The sequence below is a fragment of the Corynebacterium sp. HMSC28B08 genome, from assembly GCF_001806865.1.
Taxonomy (GTDB): Bacteria; Actinomycetota; Actinomycetes; order Mycobacteriales; family Mycobacteriaceae; genus Corynebacterium; species Corynebacterium auriscanis.
The window spans coordinates 1-1,037 of sequence record NZ_KV786191.1 but is presented as its reverse complement, the minus strand read 5'-3'; the positions used below and the strand labels follow the sequence as shown (position 1 = coordinate 1,037).

Here is a 1,037-nt window from a genome sequence, read left to right as displayed (position 1 = left end):
CCCTTGGGACCTACTCCAGCCCCAGGATGCGACGAGCCGACATCGAGGTGCCAAACCATCCCGTCGATATGGACTCTTGGGGAAGATCAGCCTGTTATCCCCGGGGTACCTTTTATCCGTTGAGCGACACCGCTTCCACAAGCCGGTGCCGGATCACTAGTCCCTACTTTCGTACCTGCTCGACCTGTCAGTCTCACAGTCAAGCTCCCTTGTGCACTTACACTCAACACCTGATTGCCAACCAGGCTGAGGGAACCTTTGGGCGCCTCCGTTACTCTTTGGGAGGCAACCGCCCCAGTTAAACTACCCACCAGGCACTGTCCCTAACCCGGATCACGGGCCGAGGTTCAGATATCCAATACGATCAGAGTGGTATTTCAACAACGACTCCACAACCACTGGCGTGGCCGCTTCACAGTCTCCCACCTATCCTACACAAACCGAACCGAACACCAATACCAAGCTATAGTGAAGGTCCCGGGGTCTTTTCGTCCTGCCGCGCGTAACGAGCATCTTTACTCGTACTGCAATTTCGCCGGGCCTGTGGTTGAGACAGCAGGGAAGTCGTTACGCCATTCGTGCAGGTCGGAACTTACCCGACAAGGAATTTCGCTACCTTAGGATGGTTATAGTTACCACCGCCGTTTACTGGGGCTTAAATTCTCCGCTTCGACCCACACAAGGGGTCTAACAGGTCCTCTTAACCTTCCAGCACCGGGCAGGCGTCAGTCCGTATACATCGACTTCACCGTCTTCGCACGGACCTGTGTTTTTAGTAAACAGTCGCTTCCCTCTATTCTCTGCGACCACCACCAGCTCAAAACCAGTCTGTCACCAGCAGTGGTCCCCCTTCTCCCGAAGTTACGGGGGCAATTTGCCGAGTTCCTTAACCACAGTTCACCCGATCGCCTTAGTATTCTCTACCTGACCACCTGTGTCGGTTATGGGTACGGGCCATGTATGCACTCACTAGAGGCTTTTCTCGACAGCATAGGATCACCAACATCCCCACAACGGGTACGCATCACGCCTCACCC

The 1,037-nt window shown here is 54.8% G+C and carries 1 rRNA gene; it reads right to left on the bottom strand.

What is annotated here, in order from left to right:
• A 23S ribosomal RNA gene (locus tag HMPREF3098_RS10335) occupies positions 1 to 1,037 on the bottom strand; the annotation flags it as partial.